The organism is Lawsonella clevelandensis, from assembly GCF_003241315.1.
Lineage (GTDB): Bacteria > Actinomycetota > Actinomycetes > Mycobacteriales > Mycobacteriaceae > Lawsonella > Lawsonella clevelandensis_A.
Window position 1 is genome coordinate 1 of record NZ_QFOZ01000009.1, and the last position, 16820, is coordinate 16820.

Below are 16820 nucleotides of genomic sequence, written 5' to 3' on the forward strand. Positions count from 1 at the left end.
AAAGATCTTGTAGTGCCCACGGACCGCTAATCCCGTCTTAATAGTATGTGTCTATAAAGTGTATATATAGTTAATTCTTCCGTTTACCGCGTGAATACTGAGACAATACCTGCTGAGAATGCTGTATCGATTAATTTCACCGCTCATGAAGTGTCCTAGAATGGCAGCTATGGGAACACAAGAAATGCATTCTTCGGAGAAGAACGAGAATACCTCGGATCGTCAACTACCCGATAAGGCTCTCTCACGCCGCAGTGTATTGAAGGCTTCCGCCGCCGGCATCGCCATTGGTGCCTCCGCCGCCGTCCTCCCCACTGCCTCCGCCACATCCGCCAATGCTGGCTCACTGACGGACAAATTCCGTAAGGTCAAGGACACTCCGGACGGAAACGCTCCACAGAAAGCGACCTCACCGTACTCCACAGATGTCTTTGTCCACGGCATCACCTCCGGCGACCCCCTGCCGAATGCCGTTATCCTGTGGACTCGCGTCACCCAGAAACCCACCTGGACCCCCGGTTCTATGCGTGGTACGCCCGTCCGTGTGAAGTGGGAAGTCTCCCCGCAGGTGGGCCGCTCCCGCCGCTTTGGCCGCGTTATTCGCTCCGGCGAAGTAACTACCGGCCCCGAACGCGACTTCACCGTGAAGGTTGACGCCACCGGTCTGCGTCCCAATACTCGCTACCTCTACCGTTTCATTGTTCTCGACGGCCCCGCCAAGGGCGCCGTGTCCCCCGTGGGCGCCACCAAGACTGCCCCCTCCAACGCTTCCATGCCGGAACGCGTTCGCTTCGCCTTCCTTTCCTGCTCCAACTGGGAAGCTGGCTACTACTCCACGTATCGTTTCCTCGCCGACCGTGGCGACCTGGACTTCATCGTCCACCTGGGCGACTGGTTCTACGAATACAAGACCAACGAGTACACCGGCGCTTACGGCCGTGTTCGCCGCCATGAGTACGACGGCGAAACCATGACCCTCAACCGCTACCGTGGCCGCCACGCCAACACCAAGACCGACCCGGATCTGCAGCGCTGCCAGGCCATGTACCCCTTCATCACCGTGTGGGATGACCACGAGTCCGCCGACAATGCTTACCTAGAAGGCGCCGTCAACCACACTGAGGGTAAAGAAGGCAATTGGCACGAGCGTAAGCACGCCTCCGAAAAAGCCTACTTCGAGTGGATGCCCACCCGCGTCAACAGCCTCACCGACGGCCAGCACCTCTACCGCTACTTCCGTTGGGGCAAGCTCATGGACCTCAGCGCCCTGGACCTGCGCAACTACCGCACCAAGCAGAACTGGTTCAAGCAGGACGACCCGAACCACACCATCGGTGGCCAGAAACAGATGAAGTGGCTGCGCGACAACGTCAAGAACAGCCCCTGCCTGTGGAAGGTTATCGGAAACCCGGTCATGATGGCCCCGCTACAGATTCCGCCACTGAACCCCGACATTGCGGACTTCCTGGCCGAAAAGACCGGCAACCCGCCGCACGGCGTTATCTTCAACTCGGACCAGTGGGACGGCTACCAGTGGGACCGCTACCGCCTGACCACCATGATTGCCCAGCACAACATTAAGAACGTGGTGGCAGTTACCGGCGATATTCACATGTCGTTCGCCAACCACATCTACGAGAAGTTCGACGGCAATATGAACGGCCGCAAAGTGGCTGTTGAATTTGTTGGACCTTCCATCACGGCAGCTAACGTCGATGATATTATCTACGACAAGACGCACGTTCGTATCCCCGAAGGTGACCGTCTTTTCACCACCGTCGATGATGCCATCAAGCTCGCCAACCAGCACGTACAGTGGAGCCAGTGCTCTAAGCACGGCTACGTGGTTGTCGAACTCAATAAGAGGTTCGCACAGGCCGACTGGTTCTTTGTTAACAACAAGTCCGATAAGCGTACCGGACAGCATTGGGGCGCTTCCTGGGCTACCAAGGAGGGTATGAACACCCTCTACCCGGTAAAGTCACCCCTCAAGTTCTAACCGTGGGAGGGGGGCGTGTCATGGCCTCGCACCATACCATGCCCTCCCACTCGAGTTAGGTGTTAGTAACTCTCTCCTGAGAAATGCATACGGTGCCCCGCTCCTATCCCGGCGGGGCACCGCTTGCTCTCTTGGTCTATAGCTGGTTTTTCTTATCCACCCATGATGATGCCGCGAATACCCATGTGGAACCCATCACGCAGGTTAACACGCTGAGCATCACTTAACGTGTAGGCATCCAGTATCTGGCAGGCAAACTGTAGCAATGGCCGGTCGATTTCTGCCGGCAGACCGCCACCCGTCAGAATATGGGCACTACCACGCTGATCTAAAGTAGCAGCATTGTTGTACCACCAGATGGCGTACTGTTGCCCAATATCAAAAGGAGTCTGGTTCCCGGCGCTCTCCCACACTTCGTCGTAGGGGAGGGGAACATAGCGGGACCGCTGGGGCGGGCGACGTTTTTGTGCCATCATGCCGGGGGAGGGACGGTGAACTGGCTCGCTGGCAGGTTCCGCATCCACGGGGGTATCGGGTGCAGCGTCAGGCTGAGCACTTGTTTCAGGCGTAGCATTGTTGGCTTTCGCCTTGTTGGCAGCCTCAACTGCCGCAGTGGAGGTGACATCATCGTCGTCATCAAGATCCGCAGTCGCTCCCGACATAGTGTCCTCGTGCGAGGATTGAGAGGATTGCAAGGAAGTATCTGCGGGGAGAGAACTATCGGCACTATCAGTAGTGCTGATGGCACTATCGTCAGCGAAACTGTTGACGGACTTATCAGTAGCACTAACATCGGTGCTGGCATCGGTAGTGGCGTCGGTACTGGTGGTACCGCTGTTGGCGGCGGTGTCAGTGGTGCTGTTGGTGACGCTGTCGGTGGAACATTGGCACCATCAGTGTTCTCGTCCTCGTCTGCAGTATCGCCGGTGCTTGCATAGGGGTGGGTAGCCGTCGAAGAATGAGCCATGTCACCAGGCATATCCGCGGCAGTACCTTCACCGGTATTGCCAGCAGTGCTGCCGGTGGTGTTAGCAGCGTCACTAGAGCTGACGGGGCTAGATATGTCGGAGTTTCCCTGCTCAGAGTGGTTGCCAGTCCCGCTATCAGCCGGGCCGTTAGTCTGGCCATCTGTGGCCAGGTCACTGTGCTCACTGGTGTTGTCAGTGTGGAAGGGATCCAGTACGTCAATGTGCATGCAGTCGGCGAAATCCTCGCGCGGATCCAGTACGGTGACGGTGTCGCAGGCGGAGCGGAGGGAGTTGGAGATGGAGTCCCAGCCGAAGCCAATAAGGTGCACGCGTACCCCATGGTCGATGGCGGCCTCCACACCGGGGATCATGTCTGCATCGCCGGAGACCAGCACAATGTCACTGACCAGTCCGCGAATGGAGCGTAGAACCATGTCGGCTACAAGGCGAGTATCAACTGCTTTTTGGGTGCGGCGGTCGCCCCACTCAATAAGTTGTCCGGCGCGCAGTTGCACACCGTCAATGTGGCGGAGGGTGCGCTGGTAGCGGTGGGGGCCGGAGTCGGGGATACCGTCATACCAGAGTTGACGGTGGACGGGCAGGTGGAGTTTGTTGCTAACTATCGTATTAAGGTGGTCGGTGACGGCTGGTAAGTCTATTTCTAATTGGGCTCGAGCGCCAGTAGTCCAGGAATTGTAAAAACTAGCTAGTAAATATGAGGTATCGACGAATACCTCCACCCTGTCTACCATGGTGGATCCTCTTTCTTTATTTGTTGCGTAATATGGTGTTTTCTAAAGACCACTAGTGTGCCTCTCTCCCCTTAAGGGAGTGGGGAAAGCGTCATATTTATAAGCCCTATTGTTTGACGTGTTAACGGTCACTAATAAAAGGCTCGTTCCCCAGTCTAGTAGTGAAACTGAATCGTGGGGGTGCCGTCTGGCCATTGCAATGTGCGCTTACTGCGATATGTGCAGCGTGCGGCGTTGCTTGTCTGGTGAGGCTGAGGAAAATTTAATTCTGCAGACAAGAGTTGCAGAGTGCGTTGTGGGTCCTCGGGGTGGTCGGGGCCATCGTCCAGCACAACTGGGTAGAGGGGATCGCCCACTAAACCGAGCCCCAAACTATTCATGTGTACTCGTAGTTGGTGTGTTTTCCCAGTGTGTGGTGTAAGCCGGTAAAGACCGTATGCGCCACGGCTATCCACCAGTTCCACAGTGGTGTGGGCATTGGGTTCACCGGGTTCCTCATAGCAGTCAAGACGGTTGCGCGACACCACAATGCGGCTATGTACCTCGACGGGTTGGCCATCGAGTAAGGGGAGTGCAGCGTCCTGCTGCCGTGCGGGGTGGGGGCGAAGAGACGAAGAGTGAGAGTGCGCAGACGGAGAGCTAGAAAACGGGGGCGAGCTAGAAAACGGGGGCTGGGGGAGTGGCGCAATAGCGAAATAGGTTTTGTGGGTAAGTCCCCGGGTGAAAAGCGTCTGATAGAGCCCCCGTACCTCCTTCCGCACCGTAAAAAGGAGAACACCAGCGGTAAGCCGGTCGAGCCGATGCGCCGGAGTAATGAGGGCCGCCGCCTCCGTATCCCCGGCGGCAGCCAGCTGGCGGCGTAACTGGACGAGGGCAGTGTGGGTAACGTAGCGGCCACGCGGAATAGTGGGAAGAAAGTGCGGCTTGTCGATAACAAGAATGTCATCGTCGCGGTAGAGCACCGGCATGGTGAGGGGAACTGTGGGCTCACTGGCAGGCAGTGGCCGGTAGGACCAGAGGGCAAGACCACCACGGGCGGGCGTGTGGGAGGTAATGCGGTGGCCGTCATCGTCAACAATGGTGCCGGCGGCAAGCTGTGCGGCAAGACAATCGCGGGAGCGGTCGAAGCGTTCTAAAAGAATATCGACGGCGGGGCGTCCCTCCCACTCGGGTGGTAAATGCTGGGGGAGACGGAAACAGACTGGGTCCACACCGTCACGGAGGGGGAGCGGTCGATGTGGGGTGGGGTGGTGTGGAGTGCCCATAGCTGCAGTGTACGTGAGTACAGCAATTTGCTTGTCATTCGTTCTCATTTAAGCCTTTTTAGGTCCCCAAGCCCTCTAGAATGAAGGGCATAGCTAGGCCGTATTACTGTGCGCAGTACTGCCGCACTGATCCCGGAAGGAGCAGCGTCATGAGTGATGAAACCGTAGGCATTGTTGTAGGTGTAGATGGTTCCGACCCGTCAAAGCTGGCGGTGCAGTGGGCGGCGCAGGAAGCTCACGTCCGCAAGCTGCCCATTCTGCTGGCAGCCGCCTATGTTGTCCCCCAATTCCTCTATGCAGAAGGCATGGTGCCGTCAACCGCAGTGTTTGACGAGTTGGAGGGGCAAGCACAGACTTTTGTGGACGAGGCTGTGAACGAGATCCGAAAAGTTGATGCGGATATTGACATCATGCAGGAGATTCATGAGGGCAACCCCATCACCATGCTGCTGGAATTGTCGAAGAAAGCAGAAATGGTGGTCATTGGTTCCCGCGGGCTAGGTGGTTTCGCTGGTGCTCTCCTGGGGTCGGTATCCTCCTCCCTGGTTCACCACGCCCACGGCACCGTGGTTATTGTGCGCGAAAACATGGATTTAAGCGCCAAGAATAACCGCATTGTGGTGGGTGCGGACGGATCCGACATTTCCGCGCTGGCAGTGCAAGCGGCCTATACGGAGGCAGAAGCCTACGGAGCCAACCTTGTTGCTGTGAATGCGTGGCTGGACCGTGCCGTGTCCTCCTCCCTCGCCGGAGTGAACCTCTCCGACATAGATTGGGAGCAAGCCAAGGAAGAACAGCGGAAACTTGTCCAGCAGGAATTGGAGGAGTGCAAGGGAGACTACCACGGCACTACCCCCGAAATTGTCATTCGGCGGGAATCCCCCGAAGCCGCATTGGCGGAACTCGGCGACGGTGCCCGCATGATCGTTGTAGGATCCCACGGCCGCGGTGGTTTTACCGGCATGTTATTGGGATCAACATCACGGGCATTGCTGCGGCTAGCCCCTGTTCCCCTCATGGTGGTGCGTAAGCCACACGGCTCCAAGTAATCTCAAGGAATGCCCTGGTCTCTGCCTGTGCATTGGGCCGCGTCTGCCCCGTATCTGTCCCGTGATTAGCGGTGCCACCTGGTGTTCTCCTATAGTGAGTAAATTTTCAGGAAGTTGCCCGTGGCGTCGTATTGTCTGTTAAGGTAAATCCGTGGCGTTGCGGATCGCACTTGTTGCTTGAGCCGATAGCTGATTGCAGAGTCGCGCACCCCCCAATTTGACTCTGTAAGCCAACGCCAAAGATCGCCGGTTTCGCCATCCCCCCTCGCGGAACCGGCGATCGCTATATTTAGGGGCAACGCTATATTGGGGAATATAAGTATTAACCACGTATTAACTACGCAACACGTAACCATGCAAGGATTACTCACATCATGACAATGAACACACGCCGTACCGTGACACACCGTACTGTGACATACCGCACCGTGGCGGCCCTAGCTGGTGCAGTAGCTCTTGCACTGGGCTCAGCAACCGCCGCCAACGCCATTGACTTCCCCTTCCCCCACCCGGGAACACCGGAGCCAGAACCACCCCGCATAGAACGAGCCAACTTTAAGCCCGCCACCATCAACCCCGTTCAAAACACCACCGTGGGCGTGGGGCAGCCGATTATCATCACCTTTAACCAGCCGCCCAAAAATCCTGGGCGTATAGAACGATTCGTTTCCGTAGACGTTTTTAACTCTAAGAAAGAGCACTACGATATCCGCGGCTACTTCCGCTGGTGGAGCCCCACCCAACTACGCTGGCGCCCCACCTCCTTCTGGCCCCAACACACCACCGTGCGGGTAAAAGTAGGTGACAGCGTCCGCACCTTCCACATTGGTGCCCGCCACGTTGCCGTCGCCGACGATAAAAGCCACATGATTACCGTCTACTCCGACGGCAAAGTTATCCGCCACGTCCCCACCTCCATGGGCAAACCCGGGCACGAAACCCCCAACGGCACCTACTACATTGGGGATAAACACCGACACATCATCATGGACTCCTCCACCTATGGTGTGCCGGTCACCGCGCCCGAAGGCTACCGCACCGACGTGGAATACGCGCTGCGAATGACCTACTCCGGCATCTTCCTCCACGCCGCCCCCTGGTCCATGGCAGCGCAGGGGCACTACGACTCATCGCATGGCTGCCTCAACGTGTCCATGGATAATGGCCGCTGGTTCTTTGAGCACTGGCTGCTCGGCGACGTTGTGCGCGTCGTCAACTCGCGGGGAGTCCTCTCGAAAAATGACGGCATGGGAGACTGGGCGCCGGGCGCCTACAGTGCTTACTAGGGCAGTGCTTACTAGACACCCGGGCGCCAGTGTTTTAAACGCCCGGGCGTCATGCCTATGAGGGGCGCCTACTAGCGCCAGATACGTACCCGCTGGTTTTCCGCCAGCCACATGCCGTCATCCGGCTGCACCTGGAATGCCTCATAGAACTGCGGAATGTTGCGAACAATCTGGTTGCAGCGGAATTCCGCAGGCGAGTGCGGATCCACGGACAGATAGGTAATGGCCTGCTCTTTGCGGATCTTGGTGCGCCACACGGTAGCCCAGTTGTAGAAAACACGCTGCAAGCCCGTCATACCGTCCAGGACGGGAGCGTCAGCAACATCATCAATACTCTGTGCTTTCAGAGCCAGCTCGTAGGCCAGTAGCGCAATGGAGAGTCCGCCCAGGTCGCCAATGTTCTCCCCCAAGGTGAGGGCACCGTTTACGTGGTACACCTGCGGGTCCAGGCCAGTGGGGGTGAGGGCATTGTACTGGTCCACAAGGAGCTTGGTGCGTTCGGTGAAGGCGGCCCGGTCGTCGTCAGTCCACCAATTGTCCAGGCAGCCGTCACCATTGTATTTGGAGCCTTGGTCGTCGAAACCGTGGCCAATCTCGTGGCCAATAACAGCCCCAATACCACCATAGTTAGCGGCGTCGTCTGCTTCCGCGTCGAAGAAAGGCGGCTGCAAAATAGCTGCCGGGAAAACGATTTCGTTCATCACCGGGTTGAAGTAGGCGTTTACCGTCTGCGGATTCATGAACCATTCGGTGCGGTCCACCGGCTTGCCTAGTTTTGCCCACTCGTAGTCGTCAAGGAAACGCGTCATCGTGCGGCAGTTACCCACCAGGTCAGCAGGATCCAGGTGGACGGAACTGTAGTCGCGCCACTTATCCGGGTAACCCACTTTAATAGTGAACTTATCCAGCTTATCCAGGGCTTTCTGGCGGGTAGCGGGAGTCATCCAGTCCAGGTCACGAATGGAGACGCGGTAGGCCTCCAGCAGATTCTTCACCAGCTGGGTAATGGATTCCTTATAGGCCGGTGGGAAGTGGCGTTCCACATAGACGCGGCCAATGTCTTCACCCAGGAGGGAACTGGTGAGGGAAACACCACGCTTCCAGCGTTCCCGCTGCTTTTCCGTGCCGGAGAGTTTCGTCCCGAAGAACGCAAAGTTCGCCCGCGAAATATCTTCCGTAAGCAGTGCTGCGCGGGCGTTAAGAATATGCCACACAGCCCAGGCGGCCAGTGTGGGGAGGGGAGTGTCCGCCCATACGGTGCTGGCACCGGCTAGGAATTCGGGCTGGCGCACAATGACGGTGCCGGTGTAGTCGCTGGCGTGGGGTGCGGCTACTGCACTGAACCATTCGGCCACGGGGTAGCCGTCGTAGTCTGCGGTGGCGGCAATGCTGGCGAAGGTGGTGGGGTTGTAGCGGAGTTCCGCTTCCCGGTTGCTGGCCGCATCCAGGTGGTGCTTGGCGATGGCGGTTTCTAGGGCGACGATGGCGTCCGCGGCAGCTGCTGGGGTGAGGTCGCTGGTGAGGGGAACGCGGCGGAGGAGCTGCGTCTGTTCCAGCATGGTGGCAACGTGGTCGTGGAAGGCGGCGAGAGTATCAGCGTGCTGGGGTTCCCGGTAGTAGGCCTCGTCGGGCAGGGAAAGCCCGGATTGGCTGAGGTACACAACGTAGCGGCTGGGGTCTTTTGCGTCCTGGTCAACGAAGACACCCAGGAGCCCACCAATGCCCACACGCTGCAGTTCGGCGAGGGCGAGAGCCATGCTGCGGTGGTCAGTAACGGTGGAAAGTAGTGCGAGGTCGGGTTCTAGCGGGGTAAGACCAAGAGAGTTAAGCCGCTCAGTGTCCATGAAGGAGCGGTAGAGGGCGCCAATGCGGGAGTGTGTGTCGGCGTCATCAATAATGCTGCGGACGCGGGCATCGGAGTCCTCTCGGAGTTGGATGAAAGCGCCGTCGAGAGCGCGGTCGGCGGGAATCTCGTGGGTGGCCAGCCAGGTGCCGTTGACGTGGTGGAAAAGGTCGTCGGCGGGGCGAATGGAGAGGTCTTGCCCCTCCAAAGTAAGGCCGGAGCGGCTGCCGCTGGCAGTATCGCTAGTGTTGCTGGCGGTGTTGTTGGCTGTGCTATTGGGAATGTTCATGTAGCCAGGGTAATCAAATGAGAAATAAACTGTGATAATGCAGGGGCAAAAGTTACTATTGATAATTATGAGAACGCGATTGGTTCCCGTGTTAGCTACCCTTGGACTCTCCACCACTCTCCTGGTAGCTCCCGTCACCTCCGGTGTCAGTCTCGGTCACTTCACCCTTGCCCCCGCCCCCGCATCCGCCTGGGCTAACACACTCAGTAGCGCGACCACCCCAGTCCGAGTGGCGCAGCCGGTCCCCGTCACCACCCAACCCAATGTTCCCTACGCACAAATGCCCAACGGTATTGATATTGCCTCCTGGCAGCACCCCAATGGGGCAGACGTGGACTTCAAGCGCGTGCAAAAAGCCGGCTACGCGTATGTTTTTGTGAAGGCGACGGAAGGCACTCACTACAAGAACGAGTACTACGTTAACGACGCGATGGCCGCGCAGGGCAACGGGGTGCTCATGGGCGGCTATCACTATGCCGACGTGTCCACCGATGCCGCCGCCCAAGCCCGCATGTTTGCCGATGTTATCAAGGTAAAAGGCGGCGCCTCCCTGCCCCCCGTGCTGGATATTGAGGAAGCAAAAGGTCTTACAGCTGCCCAGTTGAATAAGTGGGTGCGCACATTCCTTCAGGAAACTTACAACCGGATAGGTCGCAAACCCATCATCTACAGTTACCGTTCTTTCTTGATGAACCAGATGGGGAACACCTCCGACTTCACCAGCTTCCCCCTCTGGATTGCCGACTACAACGGCAAGCAAAGCCCCACACTGCCACTGCCTGGCGGCTGGAAAACGTGGACGTTCTGGCAGTACTCGTCACAAACTAGAATTGATGGGATTCAAGCCCAAAACGTTGACACCAACAAGTTTGGTGGCACCATGCAACAGTTGCGTGCTTTCGCCGCCACCGGTGTTGTCTCCGCATCTAAAAAGTAATGCGTGTTGTTTAGCACTGCTTATTGGCAGTGTGCAGCATCGTCTGTAGTGTGGCTTGTTTTGCCCGTAGCGGCTGCTTTTTTAGCTGCAGTATCGTCCGCAGTGTTGTCTGCAGCATCGTCTTTAGCGTCATTTTTGGTGTCGTTCGTGGAAGTGCCCGCAGCCGCATCGTCGAGTTCCAGGGAGGATGTTTTCTCCGACCCGCGGAAAAGAACAAACACCAGTATCCAGCCAATAAGCACCATCAGAGCAAAACTGACAAGGCGATACACCAGCACTGTTGCCAGGGAGTTAGCGGCAGTTAAACCACCCAACGTCAAAGCCCACACAAGAGTGCCGTCAACGGTACCCACACCACCGGGGGTGACGGGCGCGGTACCAATAATCTTGCCGGATACATAGGCGATGGCCATACCACCCACACTGGGGTGCGCTCCCACCGCATAGGCGGCAAACCCCATGCAGGCTACGTCTGCTATCCAGTTAAAGAAAGACCAGCCGAAAGACTTCAGTAATTCTTTCTGGGATAGTTCCACTGCATCCATCTGCTCCATCGTGGAGTGCAGTTTATCCAGGGCAGGCTGCGGATCCTTATGGCGTTTCTTCTGCACCCACGCAACAATGGGGCGAATACGGCCCTCGATAAGTTTGGGATTATGCATGGCCCACTGCAGTATTGCCAGTACCGCAATGAGGGCAACTAGTGCCGCCGATAAAAGATACGGGTTGGAGGTGGTGCCAACAAAAATACAGCCACCTAACCCCAGAATGGTTAGGCCCACGCCAGCCAGAACACCCGAAACAACCAACTGCCAGGTGGCCACCACAGTGCTGGCCCCAAGTTTTCGGGTTTCCCGGTAGGTTAGTGCTGTTCCCAGGACGGGGCCACCCGGTATGGAGCCGGAGAGTGCATTCGAGGCGAAAACAATGGCGGTATTTTTCCAGAAGGGGGAGTGCACGCCGGCCGCCCGCAGCAGCGTCCACTGGACCGCCGCAAACGACAGCATGGAGGCCATCGCGGCAGCTATACATGCCGCCAGCCACCAATAGTTCGCGGTGCGGATAGCGACAAACGCATCTTTCAAGAAGGGTGTGCGTTCGTAGAGAACGAAGAGGATAGCAGCCAGAATGGCCAGCATAATGAAGGAGCGGATCCAGCGTGGAATAGCATTCCACGTGCTCTTCACGCCCTTACAGAACTTCTTTATTTTTGAAGGGCGGTGTTTTTTGGATTTTTTCTTTGCTGGTCCAGTGACATGGGTGGAGCCGTCTTCGTCTGTCACTGTCTCAACATAGAACGTTCCGGGGTCAGTAGAATCATCTTCTAGGACGTCATCGGCAGTGTTGGTGGCAGTATTGTTGGCAGCGTTGCTGGTAGTGCTACTGAGGGGACTCTCTGCTAGAACGTCGTCAGAAATATTAGCGACGGTGCTAGTGGATATTGTTTTTTTAGGTACTGCTTTTTCAGGTACTGCGGATTGCGTCCCATGCTTGCTCGTGTGCAAGGAGGGGACGTAGGGTGCCCTGATGTCGTTAATGTCAGGGAGTTCCTTTTCCGTCAGTTTTCGTTATCCTCTCGTAGGCGTCGCATAAGTTCTTCTGTGGTGATGGGTTGTCCTTCATTACGGGAGTCAACCCAGCTGCCACTGTTACTGCTGTTGTTCTTCTTGTGTGTGGTTTTACTGGAGGGCGTATCCGTCTTGTCTGCTTGAGCAGTGTTATGAGTACGACTGTGGGGAGTCGTGTTTTCAGTATGCGGAGTAAGAGTATGCAGGCGGCTAGTGTGGCCACTGCGGTTACTCACGTGGTTATCCAGTCTACGTGCTCGCGCCGTTGGGCGAGAAACGGGATGTAGCCCCGGGCGAGATGTGTCAACGGTTTCATACTCGTCCGTGTGGTAGGACTGGCGTTGCGTATCCGTATGTTGGAAAAGCTCACCGTAATTGTCGTCCATGCGGGATCTAATCGCCGTATCATCGGCTGTATTCTCGCCGGTGTTGAAATCCTCATAGGGGTTCGATGTCGCCGCATCGAGCGCTGCTGCTTGGGCTGCTGCCTGGGCTTCCCGCTGTGCACGCATTTGGGCTTCCCGCTGGGAGCGGCGAATATCCTCGACGGCCTGTCGCTGTTCAGCATCTTTACGGGCACGACGGCGGCCGAAGAAACCATGTGATTTCTTATGCTTTTTACCCGTACCTGTATTACCCGTACCCGCATTGTTCGTAGTGTCCGTACGATTATCCGTGGTGACGGTAGCATTCTCGCCATCTGTAGGGCTGGCTACGGTGCCATTATCGGCGCTGGCAGGTGCTTGGTCGTCGGCCGATACGTGGTCGGCTATCTGCTGGGCAGTAAAAGTGCGGGGTTCGCTAAAGCCCGTATCCGTCGAAATATCCTGCAGTAGGGTGGGATCTTTAATGCGTCGGGCAGAACGTTCCGCGTTCGCGTCCGCACTGGTTGCACTAACCGCTGCAAGCTCGGTGCCGGTAGCGAAGTTCACAAGGGACAGGGTGGAGTCGTCTAGTTCGGATTCCTTCAAACCAATCTTGTGCTGTACCCGTTTCATGCCTGCGGGAGCCCACCAGTTATCGTCACCCAGTACCCGCATGACGGCCGGAACCAGCAGCATACGCACAATGGTGGCGTCCAGGAAGAGGGCGATTACCATGCCGAAGGCAATGTATTTCATCATGACGATTTCGGAGAATCCGAAGACGCCCGTCACCACAATCATGATGGTGGCTGCGGCGGTAATGATGCGGCCGGTGGAGGCCGTGCCGAAGCGAATCGACTCTTGGGTACTGTGTCCGGCGGCGTGCGCCTCCACCATGCGGGAGACCAGGAACACTTCATAGTCGGTAGATAGGCCGAACAGGATAGCCACGATAAGGACGAGGACGGCGCTCATCATGGGGCCGGGGGTGAAGTTGAGGGCGTCGGCGCCCACCCCGTCAATAAAGATGAGGGTGAGGATACCCAGGGTGGAGGCCATGGAGAGGAGGGTCATAAGGATTGCCTTAATGGGCAATACTAGTGATCCGAAGGTGAGGAACATGAGGATGGTAATAGCCACCAGCATGTATATGGCCATGCCTGGTAAATGCTTCAGCAGGGCGTCAATGGAGTCTTTCTCCAGGGCGGGGTTACCGCCTACGTAGGCGTGGGAGCCGTCCATGTTGGTGCCGGCGAATTGGCTGGTGCCGCCGCCGGAGTAGAGCATGTCCAGTTTGTCGCGGATGTCGCCCACTACTTTCGAGTTGTTTTTCATGTCAACAACGCCGGAGTGGAGGACGGTGATGGCTTTGCCGTCTTTATCCACAGGTGTTTGTTTCACAACGTGGAAGTCGCCGGTGAGGCCCTTGACCTGGTTAATCTCCGCTAAGATAGCGCCGGTTTGCACACCCGTGGAACCAGTAATAACCACTTTCACCGGGTTGGTGCGCATCTCTGGAAACTCTTTATCGAATGCTTCCTGCGCCAGGCGAGTCTTGTTATCGGGCGGCAGATACGTTTCGTTCACGCCACCAAATTGAAGATTCCCCATGGGGAGAGCCAACCCCAACATAATGAGGACAATGGGCACAATGGTGGCGGCGGGGTGTTTCATCGCATTGCCGGAGATGCGTCCCCAGAAACCGTTATAGAGCTCCAGCGGGGTGGGTTCTTTCTTCCGCCTGCCAATGTGGAGGGCGTCAATGTGCTTCCCCAGGTAGCTCAGCAAGATGGGGAGAATGGTGAGGGAGAAAACGGCGGCCTGCAGCACCGCAGAAATGGTGCCGTAGGCAACGGATTTAAGGAAGGCCTGCGGGAAGATCAGCATGGAGGAGAGGGAAACTCCCACCATAATGGCTGAAAATGTGACAGTTCTGCCCGCTGTGGCAATAGTTCGGGTGACGGCGGTTCTAGTGTCGAAGCCCTCTGCCATTTCTTCGCGGAAGCGGCTCACAATAAAGAGGGCGTAGTCAATGGCCAGGCCTAGGCCAATGAGGGTAACGCAGGACTGTGCGAAGGCGTTGACCTCCGTCGTCATACTGATAAGAGTGAGAATGCCGGTGGAGCCAATAATGGAGAGGCCACCCACAAGCAACGGCAGGAGGGCTGCCAACACGCCACCGAACACAATGATGAGGAGAATACCGACAATCGGAAGACCCATCAGTTCGGAGCGTTTAATGTCCTTGGCCATGCCGGTGTCCAATGCCCCAGAGACGGGGGTTTGGCCGGCAATATGTTGGGAGACGCCCTTAACGGGAACCTGGTCTTCAATCTTTCGGTAGTTTTTCAGGATGTCATTGCCCCAGCCTTTCAGGCGGATGGAGGCCATGGCATGTTTTTTGTCCTTGGTCACCAGCATGCTCTGGTGCGTGTTCCAGTAGCTGGCAATGCCGTCAACGTATGTGGGGTTGTCTTTTTTTAGCTGGTCCAGGTGGTTTTGGACGGTGTTGGCAAAGTCTTTATCGTCAACGGTTTTTCCGGCGGGTGCGTCATACATGACGACGACGTCGGCGGAATTGTCGCGCCCAAATGTGTGTTCTTCTGTGTCCGCGGCGGTAATGGAGTCGCTGGCAGGGTCGAACCATCCGGATTGGCTGAGGTAGTCGGGGAGTTTCTGTCCCACAACTCCAAGTGCCGCAACCAGCACGACCATGATGATAAGTACAAGCACCCGGTGGCGCTGCACAAATTCGCCCCATTTGCTAAACATTCAGTGCCTCCTCGGGGTGCTCATCACTGCGCTCATCAGTGTTCTCATCATTGTGCTTAGTGTGAGGATCGGTACTGCTTTGGCTAGTGTGCTGCTTGTCGTCATCGGGGACGATGGAGTCGCTGCGGTCAGTGGCGCGGTGGAGGAGCGCGCGGAGGGGACGGAAGGGTTGTAGCCAGGCGCCACCGCTGGGGAGATGCTCAAGATCCATGCGGGGGAGTGGATGTTGGAAGAGTCCTTCTATTTCTTCCACGTCAACGAAGGTAAGGTTAGGGTCTTCCATCGCCCATGTGCATTCTTCCGCGAAGCCCAGCACAATAGCGCGTATTCCTTGCGCAGCGAGGTCATCTAGGGTGGCCTGGAAGTTGCGGCCGTCAGCGGAGGCAATAACAACAAGTTTGAGGTTGCCCTCAGCAAGACGGGTGGAGAGGTGCCGGAGCATGTCCTCGTCAACGTCGCTATCGGCGGTTTCTTTGGGTTTGGCGAAAACAGAGAAGCCTATGTTGCGGAGGGCGTCTATCCAGGAGTGAATGCCCTCAATGTTGGACTCGTTAACGTTGGTGAAAAGTGTAGCTTCACAGATGATGTTCTCGGGGTCGCAGTTTTCTTCGGCGGCTACTGCGGCGCCTTGTTGGAGGAGCCATAGGCCGGCGGCGTCGAAGCGGGGGCGCTGGTAACTGTTGGGGCGGCCTCTCACAATGGCGGAAAGACCCATGTCCATATTGGGTGCGTCCCAGATGAGAAGTGCACGTGCAGGCGTGCTGTTACTGGTCATGTGGGTCTCCTTCCGGGCGTTGCCAGATGAACTCGTGGATAGCGCGCCCTTCGCGTAAACCTTTCCCCTCAAATTTAGTCGTGGGGCGCTGCAGGCTCATGGGGGCGGGGGTGGCAAGCCCCTCATGCCGCCGGATAAGGTAGCGGCAAGCGTCGCCGGTTTCTTCTATAAATTCAGCATATTCAGCATGGTCGGTTGCAACATGCAGGATACCGCCGGGGCGCATAACACTGGCGATCAGTTCGAAAGTACCAGGTTGCAGGAGGCGACGCTTGTGGTGGCGGGCTTTCGGCCAGGGGTCGGGGAAAAAGACGCGCACGCCGTCTAGGTAGTTGCTGGGGAGCATACTTTCCATGATGTCGACGGCGTCGCCGCGGAGCAGACGAATGTTAGGGATGTCTTCTCGCACCATGCGGGCCAGGAGTTGTGCCATGCCGGGCTTGTACACTTCTAGCGCTAGGACGTTGATGTCCGGTTCGTTTTTCGCCATGGTGCTGGTGGAGGTGCCAGTGCCGAAGCCAATTTCCAGGACGGTGGGGGCGGTGCGTCCAAACCACGTGTCAATGTCGGTGGTGCTTAGGCGGTCATCGCAGACGTCTTTTCCTAATTGGGGGAAATACTCGTCCCAGATGGCTTGTTTGGCATCGGAAATAGCGCCCTTGCGGGCACGGAAAGCCGTCACCCGGGGGTAGAGCCGGGAGGAGGAGTCGCGTTTGGCGTTGTGGGCGCGTTTTTCAGCGGCGAGTGCTTCCCGGTATGCAGGATCATTCCAGCGCGCGTTGCGCGTAGAGGAGTTAGAGTCTGGGCGCATAGTCACCTTCTCATCGTTCCTTGTTTGACGGAAAATGTCACTTTTTGCTGCGGATATGTCACTGATTCACAGGATCGTTTCCCTTATATATGCGGGTGTTTGTGGGGTTGTAAGGGGGTTAATGGGGGTGGAGAAAATAAT

Annotated in this window: 10 protein-coding genes and 1 pseudogene; 4 read left to right on the forward strand and 7 right to left on the reverse strand. The window is 57.0% G+C overall.

Annotation, left to right across the window (positions count from 1 at the left end; genetic code table 11):
• The first annotated feature begins 169 nt into the window (after positions 1–169).
• Positions 170–1999, forward strand: coding sequence for an alkaline phosphatase (locus DI579_RS05670; protein WP_303678904.1), 1830 nt, complete (start codon positions 170–172; stop codon positions 1997–1999).
• Between the two features lie 152 nt (positions 2000–2151).
• Here the strand turns inward: DI579_RS05670 and DI579_RS05675 are convergent.
• A pseudogene (locus tag DI579_RS05675) lies at positions 2152–3719 on the reverse strand (NYN domain-containing protein).
• 155 nt (positions 3720–3874) lie between these two features.
• A complete protein-coding gene (locus DI579_RS05680) occupies positions 3875–4984 on the reverse strand; it encodes a pseudouridine synthase (RefSeq protein WP_303678905.1) in 1110 nt (369 codons plus the stop codon).
• A 149-nt stretch (positions 4985–5133) separates the two neighbouring features.
• Here DI579_RS05680 and DI579_RS05685 point away from each other — a divergent pair, with 149 nt between their 5' ends.
• Both DI579_RS05685 and DI579_RS05690 read left to right on the forward strand, forming a co-directional pair.
• On the forward strand, positions 5134–6033 hold the full coding sequence (locus DI579_RS05685; RefSeq protein ID WP_290598695.1) for a universal stress protein: 900 nt from the start codon (positions 5134–5136) through the stop codon (positions 6031–6033).
• Between the two features lie 374 nt (positions 6034–6407).
• On the forward strand, positions 6408–7319 hold the full coding sequence (locus DI579_RS05690; RefSeq protein WP_290598694.1) for a L,D-transpeptidase: 912 nt from the start codon (positions 6408–6410) through the stop codon (positions 7317–7319).
• A gap of 71 nt (positions 7320–7390) precedes the next feature.
• Here the strand turns inward: DI579_RS05690 and DI579_RS05695 are convergent, their stop codons facing one another.
• Positions 7391–9451 carry a M13 family metallopeptidase gene (locus tag DI579_RS05695; protein WP_303678906.1) on the reverse strand — a complete coding sequence of 687 codons (2061 nt, stop codon included), beginning with the start codon at positions 9449–9451 and terminating at the stop codon, positions 7391–7393.
• Positions 9452–9518: 67 nt separating this feature from the next.
• Here DI579_RS05695 and DI579_RS05700 point away from each other — a divergent pair, with 67 nt between their 5' ends.
• Positions 9519–10388, forward strand: coding sequence for a glycoside hydrolase family 25 protein (locus DI579_RS05700; RefSeq protein WP_290598692.1), 870 nt, complete (start codon positions 9519–9521; stop codon positions 10386–10388).
• A gap of 20 nt (positions 10389–10408) precedes the next feature.
• Here the strand turns inward: DI579_RS05700 and DI579_RS05705 are convergent, their stop codons facing one another.
• The 4 genes from DI579_RS05705 to trmB are packed head-to-tail and all read right to left on the reverse strand — an operon-like array spanning position 10409 to position 16679.
• On the reverse strand, positions 10409–11893 hold the full coding sequence (locus DI579_RS05705; RefSeq protein WP_290598689.1) for a YbhN family protein: 1485 nt from the start codon (positions 11891–11893) through the stop codon (positions 10409–10411).
• A 53-nt stretch (positions 11894–11946) separates the two neighbouring features.
• Positions 11947–15093 carry an MMPL family transporter gene (locus tag DI579_RS05710; protein WP_290598687.1) on the reverse strand — a complete coding sequence of 1049 codons (3147 nt, stop codon included), beginning with the start codon at positions 15091–15093 and terminating at the stop codon, positions 11947–11949.
• Positions 15086–15868, reverse strand: a complete 783-nt coding sequence (locus DI579_RS05715; protein WP_290598685.1) for an NYN domain-containing protein — start codon at positions 15866–15868, stop codon at positions 15086–15088. Before DI579_RS05715 ends, DI579_RS05710 begins: the two co-directional genes overlap by 8 nt.
• Positions 15858–16679 (reverse strand): tRNA (guanosine(46)-N7)-methyltransferase TrmB, encoded by an 822-nt coding sequence (gene trmB, locus DI579_RS05720; RefSeq protein ID WP_290598747.1) that lies wholly within the window; start codon positions 16677–16679, stop codon positions 15858–15860. Before trmB ends, DI579_RS05715 begins: the two co-directional genes overlap by 11 nt.
• Between the last annotated feature and the right edge of the window lie 141 nt (positions 16680–16820).

Coding starts and splice junctions, on each gene's coding strand:
- DI579_RS05715 (WP_290598685.1), bottom strand. CDS start 15,868: ATGACCAGTAACAGCACGCCTGCACGTGCACTTCTCATCTGGGACGCA.
- DI579_RS05710 (WP_290598687.1), bottom strand. CDS start 15,093: ATGTTTAGCAAATGGGGCGAATTTGTGCAGCGCCACCGGGTGCTTGTA.
- DI579_RS05685 (WP_290598695.1), top strand. CDS start 5,134: ATGAGTGATGAAACCGTAGGCATTGTTGTAGGTGTAGATGGTTCCGAC.
- DI579_RS05700 (WP_290598692.1), top strand. CDS start 9,519: ATGAGAACGCGATTGGTTCCCGTGTTAGCTACCCTTGGACTCTCCACC.
- DI579_RS05690 (WP_290598694.1), top strand. CDS start 6,408: ATGACAATGAACACACGCCGTACCGTGACACACCGTACTGTGACATAC.
- trmB (WP_290598747.1), bottom strand. CDS start 16,679: ATGCGCCCAGACTCTAACTCCTCTACGCGCAACGCGCGCTGGAATGAT.
- DI579_RS05695 (WP_303678906.1), bottom strand. CDS start 9,451: ATGAACATTCCCAATAGCACAGCCAACAACACCGCCAGCAACACTAGC.
- DI579_RS05680 (WP_303678905.1), bottom strand. CDS start 4,984: ATGGGCACTCCACACCACCCCACCCCACATCGACCGCTCCCCCTCCGT.
- DI579_RS05670 (WP_303678904.1), top strand. CDS start 170: ATGGGAACACAAGAAATGCATTCTTCGGAGAAGAACGAGAATACCTCG.